Source organism: Xanthobacter albus (assembly GCF_043194895.2).
Taxonomy (GTDB): Bacteria; Pseudomonadota; Alphaproteobacteria; order Rhizobiales; family Xanthobacteraceae; genus Xanthobacter.
The window spans coordinates 865,187-886,518 of sequence record NZ_CM195532.1 but is presented as its reverse complement, the minus strand read 5'-3'; the positions used below and the strand labels follow the sequence as shown (position 1 = coordinate 886,518).

Here is a 21,332-nt window from a genome sequence, read left to right as displayed (position 1 = left end):
CGTGGACCCACGAGCGGGTCGTGGGAGGCCTGCCGATGAACTCGATGTGCAAGGTGGAAGCGGCGCCGCGGCGCGAAGCCGAGATCCCGACCGAGGCCCTGGCCGATGCCGGTTTCGGCACATGCGCGCCGCCGATTCGCATGGCGCGCGCCGCGCGGCCCGAGCCGGCGATGGCGGCAACCCGCATCATGCAGCCCTTCGCGGTGCCCGCGACACAGCCCGGCGACGACGCGGCGCAGGTCACCAGCGCACCCTGGGTGGTGCACATCGTGGACGACGACGCGGCGGTGTGCAGCTCCCTGAAGTTCACCTTCGAGCTCGACGGCTTCGACGTGCGCACCTATGGCGGCTTCCACGAGCTGATGGCGGCGGACCTGCCCCACTGCGGCTGCATGATCGTCGACTACAACCTGCCCGAGGTGAACGGCCTGGAGCTGCTGCGCGAGCTCGACCGGCGCAACGTCCACCTGCCGTCCTTCCTCATCACCAGCAATCCCAGCCAGAGCGTGCGGCAGCGGGCGAACGCCCAGGGCGTCTCAATCATCGAGAAGCCGCTGCTCGGCAACCAGCTCAGCGAAGCGGTGCGCGACAGCTTCGTGCGCGCCCTGCCCTGCTGACCCCCTTGCTCATCCGCCCGGCGGACGCCTGCGGACACACGACGCCCGCGCGGGCGTCGACATCCCGTCGCGTTGCGCGGGCATGATGCGGCGGTCGGAGGCCTGCGGCATCCGGCCACCCTCCCCCGCCGCGCGCGAAGCCGCGGCGCGGGCTTGACCGAAGGCCCGCGAGCGATCCTCATGGGCCGGCCCTGATATCAAATGACTGGACGCGGGAGCGACCCCGTGCGCCGCAGACGACCGGAAGGCCAGGCATGACCACCCGCAATCTCGACGCCCTGTTCCACCCCGCCGCCATCGCCCTGGTGGGGGCCAGCAACAAGCCCGGCACCATCGGCGCCGTGATCGCCCAGAACCTGTTCGAGGCGGGCTTTCCCGGCCCCATCCTCACGGTGAACGCCAAAGAGCGGGTGCTGCGCTCCTCCCTCAACTATGCGCAGGTCTCGGACCTGCCCATTCCGGTGGATCTCGCCGTGGTGACGGCGGAGCCCGAGCAGGTGCCGCAGATCATCTCCGACCTCGGCGCCAAGGGCTGCCGCGCGGCGGTGGTGACGGCCGCCGCCTTCGGCGAGGGCATCAAGCTCGAAGGCACCGAGGTGATGCAGCGCATGCTGGATGCGGCCAAGCCCCATCTCCTGCGCATCCTCGGCCCCAACTGCATCGGCTTCATCTCCACCGGCGCCCGCATCAACGCCAGCGTCGCCCATCTCATGCCCGCCAAGGGCGACGTGGCCTTCGTCACCCAGTCCCGCACCATGGCCAACGCCGTGCTCGACTGGGCGAGCACCCGCGGCATCGGCTTCTCCCACGTCATCTCGCTGGGCGACAAGGGCGACATCGACTTCGGCGACCTGCTGGACTACCTCGCCCTCGACAACACCACCCGCGCCATCCTGCTCTATGTCGAGAACATCACGGATGCGCGCAAGTTCATGTCGGCGGGGCGCATCGCGGCGCGCACCAAGCCGGTAGTGGTCATCAAGGCCGGGCGCAGCGCCGCCGGCGCCCAGGCCGCCCTTTCCCATACCGGAGCGCTCGCCGGCGCCGACCTCGTCTATGACGCCGCCTTCCGCCGCGCCGGCATGCTGCGCGTGCCCGAGCTGCGCGAGGTGTTCGAGGCCATCACCACCCTTTCCTCCGGCATCCGCCTGCATGGCGACCGGCTCGCGGTGCTCACCAACGGCGGCGGCGCCGGCGTGCTGGCGGTGGACGCGCTGGAGGACATCGATGGCGAGCTCGGCACCCTCGAGCCCGCGACCGTGGCCAAGCTCGATACGGAGCTGCCCTCCACCTGGTCGCACGCCAATCCGGTCAACATCCACGCCAACGCCCCGCCCAAGCGCTATGCCGACGCGCTGAAGGCGCTGCTCGCCGACAAGGGCACGGACGGCGTGCTGGTGCTGAACTCCCCCACCGCCGTCACCGACGCCAAGGGCGCCGCCGATGCGGTGATGGAAGTGCTGGAAACCCGCCCCCGCGCGCCGGTGCTCACCTGCTGGCTGGGCGAGAGCGCGGCCGGCGATGTGCGGCGCAAGTTCGCCGCCCGCCGCATCCCCACCTACGAGACCCCCGACGAGGCGGTGCGCGCTTTCGGCCACCTCGTGGCCTACCAGCGCAACCAGACCCTGCTGATGGAGACCCCGCCCGCCCGCACCTTCGAGGAGCCGGACCGGGCGGAGGCACGGCGGATCGTGGAGGAGGTGCTCGCCTCCGGGCGCAAGGCGCTGGGGGAGTTCGAGGCGAAGGCCGTGCTCGCGGCCTACGACATCCCGGTGGTGGAAACCCGCATCGCCGCCACCCCCGAGGAAGCCGGCCGCATCGCCGCCGAGATGGGCCTGCCGGTGGTGGTGAAGGTGCTCTCCCACGACATCACCCACAAATCCGACGTGGGCGGAGTGCGGCTCGACCTGCACAGCCCGGCGGCGGTGGAGGCCGCGTGCCGCGAGATCATCGCCTCGGTGGCGGAAAAGCGGCCCGCCGCCAGGGTGGACGGCTTCACCGTGCAGCAGATGGTGCGCCGGCCCAACGCCCAGGAGCTGATCGCCGGTATCGCCAACGATCCCACCTTCGGCCCGGTGGTGCTGTTCGGCCAGGGCGGCACGGCGGTGGAGGTGATCGGCGACCGGGCGGTGGCCCTGCCGCCGCTCAACGGCGTGCTGGCGCGGGAGATGATCTCCCGCACGCGGGTGTCCAGGCTGCTCGCCGGCTACCGCGACCACCCGCCGGCGGACATGGGCGCCATCGCCTCCACCCTCATCAAGATCGGCGAGCTTCTGGCCGACCTGCCGCAGATCGCCGAGCTCGACATCAACCCCCTGCTCGCGGACGAGAACGGGGTGATCGCCCTCGATGCCCGCATCGTGGTGAACGAGGCGGCGCAGGACGGCACGAAGCGCTTCGCCATCCGGCCCTATCCGCCGGAGCATGTGAAGCAGATCCCCCTCACCGACGGGCATTTCGTCACCCTGCGCCCGATCCGGCCGGAGGACGAGCCCGGCCTCGTGGACGTGGTGCGCCGCTCCGATCCGCAGGACGTGCGCATGCGCTTCCTCGGCTCGGTGAAGGACTTCCCCCACCTCATGGCCGCCCGCCTGTCACAGATCGACTACGACCGCGAGATGGCGTTCGTGGCGGTGGAGGAAGGCGGTGACATCTGCGGCGTCGTGCGCATCATCGCCGATCCCGACAGCGAGGAGGCGGAATACGCCATCATGGTGCGCTCGGACATGAAGGGGAAAGGCCTCGGCTACCGCCTGATGACCGAGATCCTCGACCACGCCCGCGCCCGCGGCCTCAAGCGCGTGTTCGGCGACGTGATGCGCGAGAACGGGCCCATGCTGCACATGGCCGAGGACCTGGGCTTCAAGGTCGCGCCGAGCAGCGAGGACCCCTCGGTGATGCGCGTCGTCATCACCCTGTGAAGACTCCCGTACCGGCGGTGGCTTGACGATCTTGGCCGGCGGGCACAATATCCGGGCTTGCACACGGAATGGGCGCCGGGGGAGCGGGCTTCACGCGACGTGTGCTGGCCCCGCGGCACGCCCGCGCGCCTGGGGCGTGCGACGATCCTGAAGCATCCGCCGCCGGTCCCGCCCCATGGGGCATCCGGCGGCCCATTCACCGGCTTGCGCGAGATGGCGACTGACAGCACAGACGATGTGATGGGCGGCCCGTGGCGGTCGGAATACCTCGCCCTGCACGATCCCCTCACCAACCTGCCCAACCGGCTGCTGATGCTGGAGTTCCTGGCCGGCGCCCTCGACGCGGCGCAGGACGGGACGCGCATGGTCGCGGTCGTCACCCTCGACATCGACAATTTCCGCCAGCTCAACGACAGCTTCGGCGCCGCCGCGGGCGATGCCGTGCTGGCCGAGATGGCCCGGCGCCTCAAGCGCTGCGTGCGCGACAACGACCTCGTGGCGCGGGTGGGCGCCGACGAATTCGTGCTGGTGGCCACCGGCCTTTCCGATGCCAAGACCGCCGAACGCCTGTGCGGCCGCCTGCAGAATGCCCTCAGCGCCCCCGTGGTGCTGGCCATGGCCACGCTCTATCCCCAGGCGACCCTGGGCATCGCCGTGGCCCCCGCCGATGGCGAGGAGGCGGAAGCGCTGGTGCACCGCGCCGGGCTCGCCCTGGAGCGGGCCAAGGCCATCGGCCCCGGCGTCTCCTGCTTCTTCACCTCCGAGATGAACGAGGAAACCAGCGGCCGGCGCTCCCTGGAGGGGGACCTGCGGCGCGCCATCATCTCGGATCAGTTCGTGCTCCTGTTCCAGCCCCGCTGGAGCACGGACACCCTGCGCATCATCGGTGTGGAGGCTCTGATCCGCTGGGACCACCCCCAGCTCGGCCGCCTGGTGCCGGACGAGTTCGTGCCGCTCGCGGAAAAGAGCGGCCTCGTGGTTCCCATGGGCGAATGGGTGCTGCGCAAGGCCTGCGACACCATCGCCCGCCTGCCCGGCCTCAATGTCTCGGTCAACGTTTCGGTGGTGCAGTTCCGCGGCGGCGAGCTGGTGGAGACCGTGGGCTCGGTGCTCAAGGCCACCGATCTCGCGCCGCACCGGCTGGAGCTGGAGATCACCGAGAGCGTGCTCATCGAGAACACCGACAAGGCGCTCGACGTGCTGGTGCAGCTCAAGAACATCGGCGTGCGCCTGTCCATGGACGATTTCGGCACCGGCTATTCCTCGCTCGGCTACCTGCGCACCTTCCCCTTCGACGCGCTCAAGATCGACCGCAGCTTCGTGGGCGACCTCGACCAGAGCAAGGGCGCGCTCGCCATCGTGCAGGCCATCCTGGGCCTCGGCCGCGCGCTCGGCATGCAGGTGGTGGCGGAAGGGGTGGAAACCGAGAGCCAGCTCGCCAGCCTGAAGGCGGATCGCTGCGACGAGGTGCAGGGCTTCTACCTGGGCCGCCCCATGACCGAGGACGCGCTGGTGGCGTTCATCGCCAAGCACGGCCGCGCCACCGCCTGAAGCCGCCTGCCCCCTGGCGCGCGGCGGCATGCCCGCTTCCGACTCTTTTCGAATGGCGCGCGGCGCCCCGGCGGCTCAGCCGAGCCAGGGGGCCATGCTGTCGAGGGCGATGAGGGCGTCCACGTCCACGCGCGGGCGCACCACGGCCGCCACCGTGCCGTTCACCAGCACTTCCGGCACCAGGGCGCGGGTGTTGTAGGTGGAGGCCTGCACCGCGCCATAGGCGCCGGCGGTCATCACCGCCAGCAGGTCGCCCGCCCTCACGTCCGGCATCTCGCGGTCGAGGGCGAGGAAATCGCCGGTCTCGCACACCGGCCCGACCACGTCGGCCACCATGGTGGGGGTGTCCGCCGCCGGCTCGGCCACGGGCAGGAGGTCGTGGTGGGCCTCGTAGAGGGTGGGGCGGATGAGATCGTTCATGGCCGCGTCCACGATCACGAAGGTCTTGCCCTCGCCATGCTTCACATAGAGCACGCGGGTGACGAGAATGCCGGCGTTGGCCACCACCATGCGGCCCATCTCGAACACCAGCGGCAGGTCGAGCCCGCCCAGGGCCCGGCGCACCACCGCGGCATATTCTGCGGGGGGCGGCGGCACCGGGTCGCTCGCCGCATAGGGCACGCCGAGGCCGCCCCCGAGGTCGAGGTGGTGCAGCCGGTGGCCGGCGGCCATGAGGTCGCGGGCAAGGTCCGCCAGCAGCGCCACGGCATTCTCCACGGGCGCCATGTCGGTGATCTGGCTGCCGATATGCATGTCCACGCCGGTGACGGCGAGGCCGGGCAGGCGCGCCACGAGGTCGTAGACCTCCCGCGCGCGGGAGATGGGAATGCCGAACTTGGTGGCCGAGCGGCCGGTGGAGATCTTCTTGTGGGTCTTGGCGTCCACGTCCGGATTGACACGGATGGAGACCGGCGCGGTGCGCCCGAGGGCGGTCGCCACCTCGGAGAGCACGTGCAGCTCGGGCTCGCTCTCCACGTTGAAGCAGAGAATGCCGGCGGCGATGGCCTCCGCCATCTCCTCGCGCGTCTTGCCGACGCCGGAGAAGACGATGCGGCCGCCCGGCACGCCGGCCGCCAGCGCGCGCCGCAGCTCGCCCGCGGAGACGATGTCCGCCCCCGCGCCGAGCCGCGCCAGGGTGGCGATGACCGACTGGTTGGAATTGGCCTTCAGCGCGTAGCACAACAGCGCCTCGCGATCGGCGAAGGCCTCCATGAAGACCTTGTAGTGCCGCTCCAGCGTGGCGGAGGAATAGCAGTAGAAGGGCGTGCGGACTTCCGACGCGAGGGTCACCAGGTCCACGCCCTCGGCGTGGAGGTGTCCGTCGCGGTAATCGAAATGGTGCATGGAACGAAGGTCTTCGCGTTGCGCGCCGGGCCAGGCCGGGACGCCGGCAGCCTCAGAGCAGGCCGTCGAGAATGAAGGGCTGATCGGGCCGCGGGTAGCCCTTCAGCGGATCACCCGAGGCGCCTCTCTGGTCCTTTTCCCAGGCCGCGTGGGTCGAGGAATTGGAGACCATGTCGGTCGCGGAGCCGCCCAGGGCGCCCGCGCTGTGGCGAACGTTGGGGGGCGGCGCCACCTGCGCCTGCGGCGTCGCGACCGGAGCGCCGGGGGGCGGCTCAAGCGGACCCTTCACGCCGCACGCCGCCAGGGCGAAGGCGGCGACGAGCGCCAGGGGCAAGGTGAGACGAAACATGGAGCTTAGGGCCATCCGGTCAATTCGCGGCCAATATAACCTGTGCCGCGCCAAAGGCGAGCCCCCTTCACGGCCCCTTTTCGGCACCGCACGCCAGATGACCGCGCGACGGCGTCGCACCGTGTCGCCGGGGACACGGATCGCCCCGCTTCCGTCGCCGGGCGGCCACCGCGCCGCCAGCATTCTCGCCGCGCCTCGAATCCAGTCGGAGATTTCATTTCCGCGTCGCCGCAGCGCGGCATAAGGTCCGCGCATCTTGCCCGGAAGGCGTGCTGCGGCGCCGGAGCCGGCGGGAGCCCACCCCTATCCCGGTGTTTCGTCCCATGGATGTCTCATCCTCCCCCGCCGGCGGCGCGAAGGCCGTGCGCCTCGCCCTGCTCGCGCTCGCGCTCGCCTCGTTCGGCATCGGCACGACGGAATATGTCATCGTCGGCCTGCTGCCCAACGTGGCCGCCGACCTCTCGGTGAGCATTCCCCAGGCCGGCTTCCTGGTCACGGGCTATGCGCTGAGCGTCACCTTCGGCTCGCCCTTCCTCGCCATCGCCACCGCGCGCATGAACCGGCGCCACGCGCTGATGGTGCTGATGGGCGTGTTCATCGCCGGCAACCTCCTGTGCGCGCTGGCGCCGGACTTCTGGCTGCTGATGGGCGCGCGCGTCGTCACCGCCTTGTGCCACGGTGCCTTCTTCGGGCTCGGAGCGGTGGTGGCGGCAGAGCTCTCGCCGCCGAGCCGCAAGGCCCAGGCCATCGCCATGATGTTCGCCGGCCTCACCATCGCCAACGTGCTGGGCGTGCCGCTCGGCACCGCCATGGGCGAGATCTTTTCCTGGCGCGACACCTTTCTCGCGGTGGTGGCCATCGGCGTGGTGGCGGCCGTCGCCCTCGCCATGTGGCTCCCGCGCGAGCTGCCGGCACCGCCCCTGGAGCTGAAGCGGGAGGCCAGGGCCATCGGCTCGGTCCAGGTGCTGCTGGCCATGCTCATCTCCATCGTCGCCTCCTCCAGCCTGTTCAGCGTCTTCACCTACATCGCGCCGATCCTGACCACCCACACGGGGGTGTCGGCCCATGGCGTCACGCTCATGCTGCTGGTGTTCGGCGTCGGGCTCACGGTGGGCAATTTCGGGGGCGGGTGGCTTGCCGACCGCAGCCTGATGCCCACCATCATCGGCATCTCGGCGGTGGAGGTGGTGCTGCTCGCGCTGTTCCCGCTCACCAGCGCCCATCCCCTGCCGGCGGCCATCACCCTGTTCGCCTGGGGCGCGCTGGGCTTCGCGCTGGTGGCGCCGCTGCAGATGCGGGTGGTGAAGGAAGCGGCCGAGGCGCCCAACCTCGCCTCCACCATCAACCAGGGCGCCTTCAACCTGGGCAACGCCATCGGCGCCGGCATCGGCGGGGTGGGGCTGACCCTGGGCCTCGGCTACATGGACCTGCCGTGGATCGGCGCTTCGCTGGCGAGCATCGCCATGCTGCTCGCCATCGTCTCCCACCGCATCGATCTCGCCGGAAAGGCGGGGGCGGAATCCGGCCCCCTCACCCCGGCGGTGTGAGCGCATCCGGCGCGCGCGGCCTGCCGCCTGCGCCGGACCGTGAGGCAAGCAATGGAAATCGCGCAGCACCAGGCGTTTCCCCGCGATCCGGACGGGTCATGCCGTGGTGCGGAACCATGCGCGGTGGCTGCCCGCCGTCGATTGACACCGCCGGCCGGCCGCCGCTTGATGTCGGCGCGCCGGAACCCCGGCGCAGCCCCCCACATCCGGAGCCTCGGCCATGAGCGGCCCGTCGCGCGTCACCATCTGGCACAACCCCTCCTGCGGCACCTCCCGCAACACCCTGGCGCTGCTGGGGGAGGCGGGCATCGAGCCGGAGATCATCCAGTATCTGAAGACCCCGCCAAGCCGCGCGGAGCTGGCCGCTGCCATCGCCGCCGCCGGCATCACGGTGCGCGACGCGGTCCGCAGCAAGGGCGCCCTCTACGCTGAGCTCGGCCTCGACGACCCCACCCTCTCCGACGATGCCCTGCTCGACGCGCTGACCGCGCATCCCCCCCTGATCGAGCGGCCGTTCGTGTTCACCGCCAAGGGCGTGCGCCTGTGCCGCCCCATGGAGCGCGTGCGCGAGATCCTGCCCTAGAGGCAGGTGCGAAGGTCCGCCGACCCCGTTGCCGCTTCAGGACTTTTTTCCGATTGCGTGATTGAATGGCGCGCGAGGTCGGACGGTAGCAACATGGGGATTTGAATGGCCGGAGCGAAATCCGAGGCGGAGCCGGATACGAAGGTCGGATCGAGCGCATCCTGGCTTGCCAACCTGTCGCTGCAGTGGAAGCTGGGCAGCATCTTCATGGTGCTGCTGTTCCTCTTCCTCCTGCTCCTGGGCGCCAACAGCCTGACGATGCAGCGCGCCAGCACGCTCCAGGCCCAGGCCAACGTCTTCATCCACAACACGAACCTCGCCAATGCCGCGATTCGCGCCGTCAGCGAGCGCAGGCTGGCGCTGGTGCAGGACGCGCTCGCGCAGCCCGCGGTGGCGCGCCAGCGCCTGGAAACCAGCGATGAGCAGGTCGGCTCCGCGCTCGACGACCTGCAGCAGGCGGCGTCCGACATCCCCGCGCTGCGCGCCCTGGCGGATCAGGCGATCAAGTTCAACGAGCCCTGGTCGACGGTCGCGGCGGCGCCTCTGCTGGCCCTGGTGGATCGCAGCGTCCGCGGCGAGATCACGCCCGAGTTCAGCGGCAACGCCTTGCGCGAATTCGCCACCAGCGACACCGGCGACCGGGGAAGCCGCGCCATCACCAACGTGCTCACGCAGATCGTCAGCCGGGCGGATGCGGAGCTTCAGCTTTCCCGGGCCGAGCTGGAACACACCGAGCGCCTGCTGCGGATGGTCAACCTGGCGGCGCTCATCGCCTCCATCGCCGCCGGCGTGGGCGCGCTGATCCTGTCCGCCCGCCTCATCACCCAGCCGCTGCAGCTCCTGGCGAGCCGCATGGAGCAGCTGGCCGGTCACGACCATTCGATCGTCGTGCCCTACACCCAGCGCCGCGACGAGGTGGGCACCATCGCCCGCGCCCTCCAGGTCTTCAAGGCCATGGCCATCGAGACCTACGACAGCAACTGGGTGAAGACCGGCGTCGGCGCCGTCTCGGAGAAGCTCCAGCGCGCCGAGAGCCTCGCCAGCTTCGCCGACGAGCTGCTGACGGAGCTGGCGCCGCGCCTGAAGGCCGGGGTCGGCGTGTTCTACGCCTTCGACGAGGCGGACCAGCAGCTCGTTCTCAGCGGCACCTACGCCTTCACCGCGCGGCGCCATCTCTCCACCCATTACAAGCTGGGCGAGGGGCTCGCCGGCCAGGCCGCGAAGGAGCGCAAGCCCATCGTGCTCTCGCCGGTGCCCGAGGACTATATCCGCATCCATTCCGGCACCGGCGAGGGGCGGCCGTTCACGGTGGCGGCGGTGCCTGTCATCAGCAAGAACCGGCTCCTGGGCGTCATCGAGCTTGCCAGCTTCGAGCCGCTCGCCGGCGCGCGGGAGCGCCTGCTGCACGACGTGGCGCCGGTGGTGGCGCTCTCCCTCGACAATCTCAACCGCGCGGTGCGCACCCTGGAGCTGCTGGAACAGACCCAGCGCCAGACCGCCGAGCTGCGGGTGGCGGAGGAAGAGCTGCGCACCCAGCAGGAGGAATTGCGCGCCACCAACGAGCAGCTCCAGGAGCAGTCGCAGAAGGTCGCCGCTTCCGAGGAAGAGCTGCGGGTGCAGGCGGACGAGCTGCAGCGCTCCAACGAGGTGCTGCGCCACAGCTCCGAGGAGCTGGCCGCGCAGAAGGCGGCGGCGGAAGCCGCCAACCTGGACGCCGAGGCCCGCGCCGACGAGCTCGCCCGCGCCAACCAGTACAAGTCGCAGTTCCTGGCCAACATGTCCCACGAGCTGCGCACGCCGCTCAACAGCCTGCTCATCCTCGCCCACGACCTCTCCGAGAACCACACCGGCCACCTCGACGCGGAGGAGGTGGAGGCCGCCGCCATCATCCATTCCTCCGGCACCAACCTGCTGCGCCTCATCAACGACATCCTCGACCTCTCCAAGGTGGAGGCGGGCAAGATGGACGTGGTGCGCGAGCCGGTGTCCATCCCCGCCGTCGCCACGCGGATGGAGCGCAACTTCCGCCACGTGGCGCAGGAGAAGGGGATCAACTTCACCGTCACCGTCGCGCCCGACGCACCGGCCTACGTCCTCTCCGACGACGGCAAGCTGGAGCAGATCACCAACAACCTGCTGGGCAACGCCTTCAAGTTCACGACCGAGGGCGGCATCACCGTCACCTTCGCGCACGGCGCCGGCGACACCCTGGTGGTGCGCGTGGCGGACACCGGCATCGGCATTCCCGAGGACAAGCTGGAGACCATCTTCCAGGCCTTCGAGCAGGTGGATTCCTCCACCCGCCGGCAGTTCGGCGGCACCGGGCTGGGGCTCGCCATCACCCAGCGCCTCGCCCGCCTGCTGGGCGGCGACGTGACCGTGGAGAGCCGGCTCGGCGCCGGCTCCACCTTCCGCCTCACCGTGCCCATCGGCGCGCCGGTGGTGGAGGAAGCGCCGGCCGCCCGGGCGCCCGAGCCGCCCCGCGCCGTCGCCGCGTCGCATCCCCGGCCGGCGCTGGTGATCGAGGACGACCGGGCATCCCTGCGGGAAGGGCTCACCACCATCCTGGTGGTGGAGGACGACCCCGCCTTCGCGCGCACCCTCGTCAGCCTGGTGCGGCGCAAGGGCTACCAGGTGCTCGCGGCCACCGATGGCGAGAGCGGGCTGGAGCTTGCCCGCCGGCACCGTCCCACCGGCATCCTGCTGGACGTGATGCTGCCGGGCATGGACGGCTGGACCGTCATCGAGCGGCTGAAGTCCGATGCCGCCACCCGCCACATCCCGGTGCATTTCGTCTCCGCCCTCGACGAGGCCAAGCGCGGGCGCGACCTCGGCGCCGTGGGCTTCCTCACCAAGCCGGTGAGCGCGGAGGATCTCAACGGCGCGCTCGCCACCCTCGCCCATTTCTCCCAGGACCAGCCGCGCCGCGTGCTGGTGGTGGACGACGACCCGGCCGCCCGCCTCGCCGTGCGCAAGCTCATCGGCGCCGGCGCGGTGGAGGTGCTGGAGGCCGGCAGCGGCGAGGAGGCGCTGGAGATCATCGGCCGCGAGGCGGTGGACTGCATGGTGCTCGACCTCGGCCTGCCCGGCATGTCGGGCTTCGAGCTGCTGGAGCGGGTCGCCGCCGGAGAGCGGCAGGTGCCGGTGGTGGTCTATTCCGGGCGCGACCTGACGGCGGAGGAAAGCCTCAAGCTGCGGGCCTTCACCGACAGCATCGTCATCAAGGGCGCCCGCTCGCCCGAGCGGCTCATGGACGAGGTGAGCCTGTTCCTCCACTCCGTGCGGAACGAGGCCAAGGCCCTCTCCGAGAACCCCGACGCCGACCTCAAGGGCCGCCGCCTGCTGCTGGTGGACGACGACATGCGCAACATCTACGCCCTCGCCAAGGTGCTGCGCGGCAAGGGCATCGAGGTGATCCTGGCCCAGGACGGCGCCAAGGCCGTGGCCCAGCTCGACACCCGCCCCGACATCGAGATCGTGCTCATGGACATCATGATGCCGGTGATGGACGGCTACGAGGCCATGGCGGAGATCCGCAAGCAGCCCTGCTTCGCCAAGCTGCCCATCATCGCCCTGACCGCCAAGGCCATGAAGGACGACCGCGAGAAGTGCCTCGCCGCCGGGGCCAGCGACTATCTCTCCAAGCCCATCGACGTGCCGAAGCTGCTCTCCATGATCCGCGCCTGGCTGCCGCCCCGATGACCGCGCCCGAAGATCCCGCCGTCATCTGCGCCGCCCTGGAGGAGCTGGAGCTCGACCTGTTCGTCACCGCCCTCGACCGGCGCTACGGCTACGACTTCTCCGGATACAACCGCGCCTCGCTCGGCCGGCGGGCGCGCAACCTCGCCATGCAGTTCGGCACGCCCACCGTCACCGCGCTCACCGACATGCTGCTGCACAATCCGGAGCGGATCACCGAGGCCATCTCCGGCCTCTCGGTGCCGGTCTCCGAGCTGTTCCGCGACCCGCATGTGTTCCGGGCGCTGAAGGAGCAGGTGTTTCCCATCCTCTCCTCCTATCCGGCCATCAACATCTGGCAGGCGGGGTGCGCCCACGGGCAGGAGGTCTATTCCCTCGCCATCCTGCTCACCGAGGCGGGGCTCTACGAGCGCGCGCGCATCTATGCCACCGACATCTCGGCCAATGCTTTGGCGCGGGCGCGGGAAGGCATCTTCCCCCTGCAGCACGCGCGCGAGGCGGCCCAGCGCTATCTCGACAGCGGCGGCGCCGGCAGCCTCTCCGACTATTACCACGCGCGCTACGACTTCCTGAAGCTCGACGAGCGGCTCATCTCCCGCGTCACCTTCGCCGAGCACAACCTCGTCACCGACACGGTGTTCTGCGAGGCCCACCTCATCTTGTGCCGCAACGTGCTCATCTATTTCTCCACGCCGCTGCAGGACCGCGTTCTTCGCATGTTCGCCGACAGCCTGGTGCGCGGCGGGTTCCTGTGCATCGGCACCCGCGAGAACATGCAGCTCGCCGGAGCGCGGGAGAAGTTCAGGGTGGTCGACGGCGCGGCGCAGATCTACCGCCGCACCAGCGCGCCCTGACCATGGCAGGGGCGCTCGCACAGGCGGTGGTCATCGGCGCCTCGGCGGGGGGCCCCGCCGCCCTGCGCCGGCTGCTGGAGCGCCTCGACCCCGGCCTTCCGGCCGCGGTGGTGGTTGTGAACCATGTGGGCGCACGCGGGCCGGACCTTCTGCCGGAGGTGCTCGGGCAGAGCAGCCCCCTGCCGGTGGCGCTGGCGCAGGAACGCATGCCAGTGACAGAAGGTCGCGTGCATGTGGCCCCAAGCGGTTACCATCTGCTGATCGAGCCAGACCGGCACTTTTCCCTTTCGGTAGATCCGAAAGTGTGCTTCTCCCGCCCCTCGATCGACGTGCTGTTCGAAACCGCTGCGCGGGCGTACCACAAATGCCTTATTGGTGTCGTTCTCACCGGAGCGAGCAGCGACGGGGCGGAAGGTCTTGCGCAGATCCGCCAGCGGGGAGGTCTTGCCTTGGTCCAATCTCCTGAGGAAGCCGAAGTCCCCACCATGCCGCGCGCGGCCCTGGAGCGGGCTGGCGCCGACCTGTGCGCGCCGCTCGACGCCCTCGCCGCCCGCATCAACGCGGCGGTGCGGCCATGAGCGAACCTTCCACGGAGCCGCGCCCCAAGATCCTGGTGGTGGACGACGTCTCCGCCAACCTCGCCAGCATGCGCCGGCTGCTGGCGGCGGTCGAGGCCGACATCTACGAGGCGAAGTCCGGCAACGAGGCGCTCGCCCTGTGCCTCGACCACCGCTTCGCGCTGATCCTGCTCGACGTGCAGATGCCGGACATGGACGGCTTCGAGGTCGCCTCCCTGCTCAATAACGACCCGGCCACCTGCGACATCCCGATCGTGTTCGTGACCGCGGCCTATCTCGACGACATCAACCGCCTGAAGGGCTACACCTTCGGCGCGGTGGACTACATCGCCAAGCCCATCAACGACGCGGTGCTGCTCTCCAAGGTCACCGTGTTCCTGGAGCTGCACATCTCCAAGATGCGCCTCAAGGCGGCGATGGAGGAGCTGGAGAAGCGCAACAGGCAGCTCGAGGTCGAGATCGAGGAGCGGCGCCGGGTGGAGAAGCAGGTGCGCCACATGGCCACCCATGACCCCCTCACCGGGCTCGGCAACCGCATCCTGTTCATGGAGCACCTGACGCGCGCCTTCGCCCAGGCCGAGCAGAGCGGGCGTGCCTTCGCGCTGCTCTACATCGACATCGACGGCTTCAAGCAGGTCAACGACCGCCACGGCCACGCCGTCGGCGACGAACTTCTGTGCGCCATCGCCCAGCGACTGCGCGCGAACCTGCGGCACGAGGACTTCGCCGTGCGCCTGTCCGGCGACGAGTTCGCGGTCATCATGGTGGACCTCCCCGACGACCAGACCGCGCTCGCCCAGGGGGAGCGGCTGTGCGGCGCCCTGCGTCAGCCCTACGGCCTGCGCCAGGCCGCGCCGCCGATCACGGTCACGGTGGGCGCCTCCATCGGCATCGCCCTCTACCCCTGCCATGCCACCGACGCGGCGACGCTCATGCGCTTCGCGGATGACGCCATGTATGAGGTGAAAAAGAGCGGGAAGGGCAATGTCCGCCTCGCCTCGCTGCAGGCGCTCTCCTCCCGCGAGGACATCGCCGCCGATGCCTGAGGCCCGCCCCGCGCGCGCCGGCCCGACCCTGACGACGCCCGTCTCCTCGAGCGCCGCGCCATGAGCGACGAGAAGGAACGGGCGGAGCCGGCGGCCGTCCACGCCATCCAGGTGGACCTCATCGCGGTGCTGGTGGCGGTTTCCTCCGGCGCGCCGCGGGTGCTGACCCTGGAGGAGGGCCGGGCGCTGCCGTCCGGGCCCTTCGAGCTCGGCCACCGCTCGCTGCAATCGGGGCTCCGGGCGTGGGTGGAGCAGCAGACCCACCATCCCATCGGCTATGTGGAGCAGCTCTACACCTTCGCCGACAAGGACCGCGCCGGGGAGGGCGGGCCGCGGACCATCTCCATCAGCTACCTCGGCCTCACGCATGAATTGTCGGGCGGGGAAGGGGGCTGGCGCAGCTGGTACGACTACTTTCCCTGGGAGGACCACCGCGACGGCCCGCCGAATGTAATTAGCCGGCTTATTTCCCCTGCGCTGGCCGCCTGGAGCGAGGCGGGACGGCCGGGCACGGAGCGGGCCGCGCGGCGCCTGCGCGCCGCCACCGCCTTCGGCCTCGACGACCAGCCCTGGAACGAGGAGATGACGCTGCAGCGCTATGAGCTGCTCTATGAGGCCGGGCTGGTGCCCGAGGCCCGCCGGAACGGAGCGGTGAACGGCAGCACGGCGGGAGACACGGCGGGCGGCGTTCCCATGATCGGCGACCATCGCCGCATCCTCGCCACCGGGATCGCCCGGCTGCGCGCCAAGATCAAGTATCGCCCGGTGGTGTTCGAGCTGATGCCGGACACCTTCACCCTGCTGCAGCTTCAGCGCTGCGTGGAGGCGCTGGCCGGGCGCACCGTGCACAAGCAGAATTTTCGCCGGCTCATGGAACAGCAGGAGCTGGTGGAGGAAACCGGTGCCTCCACCTCCGAAGGCATTGGCCGGCCTGCGAAACTCTTCCGCTTCCGCCACGCGGTGCTGGCCGAGCGTGCCTTCTCCGGAACCAAGCTGCCCCTCGCGCGCACTTGACAGGAATTATGCTCAGTATAAGCATATAGCCAATATATGCTCAAACTGAGTATAGTGCCATGTCCAAGCTCACGCCCGTGGAAATGTCCGCCGTCGGCTCGGCCACCGCCCGCGCCTCCCAGCTCTACGAACGGGTGAGGCGCGTCATCCCCCCCGCCGAGTGGGGGCTGCTCGCCGACGACGTGGAGGCCATCCAGCACCTGAAGATCGAGCGCAACGCCGTCATCCTCGCGCACAATTACCAGACCCCCGAGATCTACCACTGCGTGGCGGACATCGTGGGCGACAGCCTGACCCTCGCCCGCGAGGCGGCCACCACCGACGCCGACGTGATCGTGCTCGCGGGGGTCTATTTCATGGCCGAGACGGCGAAGCTGCTGAACCCCGAGAAGACGGTGCTGATCCCCGATCTCGACGCCGGCTGCTCGCTCGCCGAGTCCATCACGCCGGAGGGGGTGCGCCAGATGCGCATCGCCAATCCGGGCCTGCCGGTGATCGCCTATGTGAACACCTCGGCGGCGGTGAAGGCGGAGGTGGACATCTGCTGCACCTCCGGCAACGCCCGCAAGGTGGTCCAGTCGTTCGGCCTGCCCAGGGTCGTCATGCTGCCCGACCAGTATCTGGCGGAGAACGTGGCGGCCGAGACGGGGGTGGAGATCGTCTCCTGGCCCGGCAGCTGTGAGGTCCACGAGCGCTTCACCGCCGCCGACGTGGCGGAGCTGCGGGAGGCCCACCCCGGCGTCGCGGTGCTGGTGCACCCCGAGTGCCCGCGCGAGGTGGTGCAGGCCGCGGACTTCTCCGGCTCCACCGCCGCCATGGCCGACTATGTGGGCGAGATGCGGCCGCCGAGCGTGGTTCTGCTCACCGAATGCTCCATGAGCGACAATATTTCCCTGCAATATCCCGACCTCGACTTCGTGCGCCCCTGCAATCTGTGCCCGCACATGAAGAAGATCACCGTCGCCAACATCCGCCGGGCGCTGGAAGAGAACCGGCACGTGGTGGAGATCGAGCCCGGTGTCGCCGCGCGCGCCCGCGTCGCGGTCGAACGGATGCTGGCGCTGTGACCGGCGCCGCGGCCGCCGCCCTCGCCGGGCTCGAAGACCGGCCCGTCATCATCGGCGGCGGGGTGGCGGGGCTCTCGGCGGCGCTGTTCCTGGCGCCGCGCCCGGTGGTGCTGCTCACCCGCGCGCCCCTGGGCGGTGACGGATCGAGCCCGCTGGCCCAGGGCGGCATGGCGGCCAGCGTCGGCGAGGATGACGACGCCGCGCTCCATCTGTCCGATACCCTGGCCGCCGGCGACGGCCTGTGCGACGCACGGATCGCGGGCCGCATCCTCGCCGCCGCGCCCGATGCCATCGCCGATCTCGCGCGCATCGGCACCCGCTTCGACCGCGACGGGGCCGGGCGCCTCGCCCTCGGCCTGGAGGCCGCCCACAGCCGCCGCCGCATCGTGCATGCGGATGGCGACGCCACCGGCCGCGAGCTGGTGCGCGCCCTCGCGGCGGCGGTGCGGGCGTGCCCCTCGGTCACCGTGGTGGAGGGCGTGGAGGCGCGCCGCCTCGTGACCGCTGATGGCGCCATCGCCGGCGTGCTGGTGGCGGGGCCGGGCGGCGGGGCCCTGCTGCGCACCCGGCAGGTGGTGCTCGCCACCGGCGGGGCAGGGGCCCTGTTCGAGCACACCACCAATCCCGGCTCCTCCTTCGGCCTCGGGCTCGCCCTGGCCGCGCGGACGGGGGCGGTGCTGGCGGACCTGGAGTTCGTGCAGTTCCACCCCACCGCGCTCGTCGGCACCGGGCGGCCGCTTTCGCTCGTCAGCGAGGCGGTGCGCGGGGAGGGGGCCACCCTCGTCACCGCCGACGGCACGCGCTTCCTGGCCCATGTGCCGAGCGCCGAGCTGGCCCCGCGCGACGTGGTGGCCCGTGCGGTGTGGGCGGAGCTTCAGGCGGGGCGGGAGGTCTTTCTCGACGCCCGCGCCGCCCTCGGCGCCGGCTTCGCGCGCCGCTTCCCGGCCATCGCCGGCCTGTGCGCCGCCGCCGGCATCGATCCGGCCCGGCAGCCCATCCCCATCCGCCCCGCCGCCCACTACCACATGGGCGGCATCGCCGTGGACGGCGAGGGGCGCAGCACCGTGGACGGGCTGTGGGCCTGCGGCGAGGTGGCCTCCACCGGGCTGCACGGCGCCAACCGCCTCGCCAGCAACTCGCTGGTGGAGGGGGTCGTCTGCGGCCGCTGGGTGGCGGAAAGCCTCGCCGGCCAGCCGGCCGCAGCGCCCGCGCCCCGCCTGCCGGCAGAGATGCCGCCGGCGCCCGATCCCGCCGCGGCACGGGCCATCGTGTCGCGCCATTTGGGCGTGCTGCGCGAAGGGGAGGGGCTCCGGGCCGCCATCGCCGCCCTGGCGCCGCTGGTCCTTGCCGGCGGGCCGGCGGCCGATCCCGCCATCGCCGGGCTCATGATGGCGGTGTCGGCCCTCACCCGTGAGGAAAGCCGGGGCGCCCACAGCCGCACCGATTTCCCCCTGTCCGCGCCGGTCGCACGCCGCAGCCGCCTCACCCTGATGCAGGCGCTGGCGGCGGCGGAGCAGCTCGCCGGCCCTCCGGCCGCACGGGCCCGCGGCCACTGAGCGCGATCACGCAAGGCAAAGGCCGACCCGTGGCGGAATGCGCGGTCAGGCGATCCGCTAAGGCGCCTTCCATGCGCCCATGCATCTAGAACGCGCGCGACACGGCATAGCGGATGCGCTCACGCAAAGAGAGCGCACGCGCGCACCGGCATCCCCCAGGCCGGCGCCCGGAGGCCGGCACGAACAAGGAAAGCTCGGGCGGATGGCCTTCCGCGCCCGCCGCACGACCCAGCCGAAGGAAACGCCATGACGAACCTCCCCGTGAACTCGCCTGTGGTTCTGCCCCTCGACCTGCCGCCCCTCCCGACCCTGCTGGTGGAGCCCGTCGTCCGCGCCGCCTTGCTGGAGGACCTCGGCAGGGCCGGGGACATCACCAGCGACGCCATCATACCTGCCGGGCACATCGCCCGCATGGACCTGGTGGCGCGCCAGCCCGGCGTGGTGGCGGGGCTCGACTGCGCCCGCCTGGCATTCGCCCTCATGGACCCGGCCATCGCCTTCGACGCGCGCCTGCGCGATGGCGCGGCGGTGGAGGCCGGCACCCTCATCGCCTGCATCCGCGGGCCGGGGCGAGGCATCCTCGCGGCCGAGCGCACGGCGCTGAACCTCATGTGCCGCCTGTCCGGCATCGCCACCGCCACCGCCACGCTGGTGGAAGCGGTGCGCGGCCACCGGGCGCGCATCGTGTGCACCCGCAAGACCACGCCGGGCCTGCGGGCGCTGGAGAAGCACGCGGTGCGGGCGGGCGGCGGCTCCAACCACCGCTTCGGCCTCGACGACGCGGTGCTGGTGAAGGACAACCATGTCGCCATCGCCGGCTCGGTCACCGAGGCGGTCCGCCGCGTGCGTGCTCATGCCGGGCACATGGTGAAGATCGAGGTGGAGGTGGACACGCTCGACCAGCTCCGCGAGCTGCTGCCCCTCGGGGTCGATGCCGTGCTGCTCGACAACATGCAACCACCGGCGCTGAAGGAGGCCGTGGCCCTGGTGGACGGGCGGATGACCACCGAGGCCTCCGGCCGCGTTTCACGTGAAACGGCCCCCGCCATCGCGGCAGCCGGCGTGGATCTCATCTCCGCCGGCTGGCTGACCCACAGCGCCCCCATTCTCGACATCGGCCTCGACGCCGCCGAATAGCCCCGGCGGCGGGGCGGACGCGCCACCGCTCCGCTTGGAATCATTCCAAGGCATTGAACGCGCGGCACTTTCGTAGATTTCCGGATTGCCCTGCGCCGGCAAAGGCGGCTTCATGCCCTGAAGTCATGCGTCCGAATGCCGGATCGGGCCTCGCGCTCACCCGCGTCGGGCCGGCCAGGAGCACGATGGTGAGCCTTTCTTCCGCCGCGAAAATCCGCGGCATTCGCATCGCCTCCGCGCGCGGGGCCACATCGCGCCGGCCTCCCGCGCGACGCGGCGCCCTGGCGGCCATGGCCATGCTCGCGCTGCTCGGCGGGGCGGGCAGCGCCGGGGCAGGGGACGCGCCGGGCCTCACCACGCCGGAAAAGCTCGGCGAGGCGCTGTTCTTCGATACCAACCTCTCCCGGAACCGCACCCAGGCCTGCGCCACCTGCCACGCGCCCGACCGCGCCTTCACCGACCCGCGCGAAACGCCGGCCGTCGGCGGCGCGGTGTCGCTGGGCGACGACGGCACCTCCCTCGGCGACCGCAACGCGCCGACGGCGGCCTATGCCCGCTTCAGCCCGCCGTTCGGCAAGGCCACGAAGCCCGGCCTCTACCACGGCGGCCAGTTCCTCGACGGCCGCGCCGCCGATCTCGCCGCCCAGGCCGGCGGCCCGCCCCTCAACCCGGTGGAGATGGGGATGCCCGACAAGGCGAGCGTGGTGGCACGCCTGAAGGAGAATTCCGCCTATGTGAGCGCCTTCGACGCGCTCTACGGCAAGGGCGTGCTCGACAGGCCGGAGAAGGGCTTTGCCGCCATGACCCGCGCCATCGCCGCCTATGAGGCGACACCCGCGTTCGCCGCGTTCGATTCGAAATACGACCGCTACCTGCGCGGGGAGGAGAAGCTGACGGACCAGGAGGAGCTGGGCCGCGTGCTGTTCTTCTCCCAGCAGTTCACCAATTGCAGCCTGTGCCACCAGTTGAACGCGCAGGGCGGCACGGACGGCGAGACCTTCAGCAATTACGAGTTCCACAATATCGGTGTGCCGAAGAACACGGCCGCGCGCGCCGCCGCCGGCCTGAAGCCCGAGAGCCGCGACCTGGGCCTTGCCCAGAACCCCACCCTGAAGGGACGGGAGAAGAAAGCCCAGGCCGGCCGCTTCAAGGTGCCCACCCTGCGCAACGTGGCCGTGACCGGCCCCTACATGCACAATGGCGTGTTCAAGGACCTGCGCACGGTGATCCTCTTCTACAACACCTACAACACGCAGAACCCGGCCCGGCACATCAACCCCGAGACGGGCAAGCCCTTCGAGCCACCGGAGGTGGCCGAGAACATCTCGCTGAAGGAGTTGGAGACCGGCCCCGCCCTCGACGACAAGCGCATCGACGCCCTCGTGGCCTTCCTGAAGACCCTGACCGACAGGCGCTACGAGCACCTGCAGAACTGAGGGCGGTTGAAGGCTGAGCCACGCGTGGAGCGC

17 protein-coding genes are annotated in these 21,332 nt (G+C 70.7%); 14 read left to right on the top strand and 3 right to left on the bottom strand.

Annotated elements, in window-relative coordinates:
* The first annotated feature begins 35 nt into the window (after positions 1-35).
* From V5F75_RS03935 to V5F75_RS03925, 3 genes are all read left to right on the top strand, one after another.
* Entirely contained in the window at positions 36-617 is a 582-nt protein-coding gene (locus V5F75_RS03935) for a response regulator (RefSeq protein ID WP_509212139.1), read from the top strand.
* A gap of 254 nt (positions 618-871) precedes the next feature.
* Complete coding sequence (locus tag V5F75_RS03930) at positions 872-3,538, top strand: bifunctional acetate--CoA ligase family protein/GNAT family N-acetyltransferase (protein WP_394033187.1); 2,667 nt, start codon at positions 872-874, stop codon at positions 3,536-3,538.
* A 213-nt stretch (positions 3,539-3,751) separates the two neighbouring features.
* The gene (locus V5F75_RS03925; RefSeq protein WP_394033186.1) at positions 3,752-5,089 is read left to right on the top strand and encodes a putative bifunctional diguanylate cyclase/phosphodiesterase; all 1,338 of its coding nucleotides are present in this window, start codon (positions 3,752-3,754) and stop codon (positions 5,087-5,089) included.
* A gap of 75 nt (positions 5,090-5,164) precedes the next feature.
* Here the strand turns inward: V5F75_RS03925 and lysA are convergent, their stop codons facing one another.
* Both lysA and lptM read right to left on the bottom strand, forming a co-directional pair.
* Positions 5,165-6,433: a diaminopimelate decarboxylase gene (gene lysA / locus V5F75_RS03920; RefSeq protein WP_394033185.1), complete on the bottom strand. Its 1,269-nt coding sequence runs from the start codon at positions 6,431-6,433 to the stop codon at positions 5,165-5,167.
* A gap of 52 nt (positions 6,434-6,485) precedes the next feature.
* Positions 6,486-6,782, bottom strand: a complete 297-nt coding sequence (gene lptM, locus V5F75_RS03915) for an LPS translocon maturation chaperone LptM (protein ID WP_394033184.1) — start codon at positions 6,780-6,782, stop codon at positions 6,486-6,488.
* A 323-nt stretch (positions 6,783-7,105) separates the two neighbouring features.
* On the opposite strand from lptM, the gene V5F75_RS03910 reads away from it, so the two are divergent.
* From V5F75_RS03910 to nadC, 10 genes are all read left to right on the top strand, one after another.
* A complete protein-coding gene (locus V5F75_RS03910) occupies positions 7,106-8,329 on the top strand; it encodes an MFS transporter (RefSeq protein WP_394033183.1) in 1,224 nt (407 codons plus the stop codon).
* Between the two features lie 220 nt (positions 8,330-8,549).
* Positions 8,550-8,912, top strand: coding sequence for an arsenate reductase (glutaredoxin) (arsC, locus tag V5F75_RS03905; protein WP_394033182.1), 363 nt, complete (start codon positions 8,550-8,552; stop codon positions 8,910-8,912).
* 105 nt (positions 8,913-9,017) lie between these two features.
* The gene (locus V5F75_RS03900) at positions 9,018-12,614 is read left to right on the top strand and encodes a response regulator (RefSeq protein WP_394033181.1); all 3,597 of its coding nucleotides are present in this window, start codon (positions 9,018-9,020) and stop codon (positions 12,612-12,614) included.
* Entirely contained in the window at positions 12,611-13,465 is an 855-nt protein-coding gene (locus V5F75_RS03895; RefSeq protein WP_394033180.1) for a CheR family methyltransferase, read from the top strand. Before V5F75_RS03900 ends, V5F75_RS03895 begins: the two co-directional genes overlap by 4 nt.
* A 2-nt stretch (positions 13,466-13,467) precedes the next feature.
* Complete coding sequence (locus V5F75_RS03890) at positions 13,468-14,043, top strand: chemotaxis protein CheB (protein WP_394033179.1); 576 nt, start codon at positions 13,468-13,470, stop codon at positions 14,041-14,043.
* Positions 14,040-15,089: a two-component system response regulator gene (locus V5F75_RS03885; protein WP_394033178.1), complete on the top strand. Its 1,050-nt coding sequence runs from the start codon at positions 14,040-14,042 to the stop codon at positions 15,087-15,089. Before V5F75_RS03890 ends, V5F75_RS03885 begins: the two co-directional genes overlap by 4 nt.
* A 60-nt stretch (positions 15,090-15,149) precedes the next feature.
* Entirely contained in the window at positions 15,150-16,103 is a 954-nt protein-coding gene (locus V5F75_RS03880) for an NUDIX hydrolase (RefSeq protein ID WP_394033177.1), read from the top strand.
* An 83-nt stretch (positions 16,104-16,186) separates the two neighbouring features.
* Positions 16,187-17,170 (top strand): quinolinate synthase NadA, encoded by a 984-nt coding sequence (nadA, locus tag V5F75_RS03875; RefSeq protein WP_394033634.1) that lies wholly within the window; start codon positions 16,187-16,189, stop codon positions 17,168-17,170.
* Complete coding sequence (locus tag V5F75_RS03870; RefSeq protein WP_394033176.1) at positions 17,167-18,726, top strand: L-aspartate oxidase; 1,560 nt, start codon at positions 17,167-17,169, stop codon at positions 18,724-18,726. Before nadA ends, V5F75_RS03870 begins: the two co-directional genes overlap by 4 nt.
* 246 nt (positions 18,727-18,972) lie before the next feature.
* Complete coding sequence (gene nadC / locus V5F75_RS03865) at positions 18,973-19,863, top strand: carboxylating nicotinate-nucleotide diphosphorylase (protein ID WP_394033175.1); 891 nt, start codon at positions 18,973-18,975, stop codon at positions 19,861-19,863.
* A gap of 40 nt (positions 19,864-19,903) precedes the next feature.
* On the opposite strand, the gene V5F75_RS03860 is transcribed toward nadC, so the two are convergent.
* Complete coding sequence (locus tag V5F75_RS03860) at positions 19,904-20,161, bottom strand: hypothetical protein (RefSeq protein WP_394033174.1); 258 nt, start codon at positions 20,159-20,161, stop codon at positions 19,904-19,906.
* On the opposite strand from V5F75_RS03860, the gene V5F75_RS03855 reads away from it, so the two are divergent.
* A complete protein-coding gene (locus V5F75_RS03855) occupies positions 20,154-21,299 on the top strand; it encodes a cytochrome-c peroxidase (RefSeq protein ID WP_394033173.1) in 1,146 nt (381 codons plus the stop codon). The two genes, V5F75_RS03860 and V5F75_RS03855, sit on opposite strands and share 8 nt — an antisense overlap.
* Positions 21,300-21,332 lie beyond the last annotated feature (33 nt).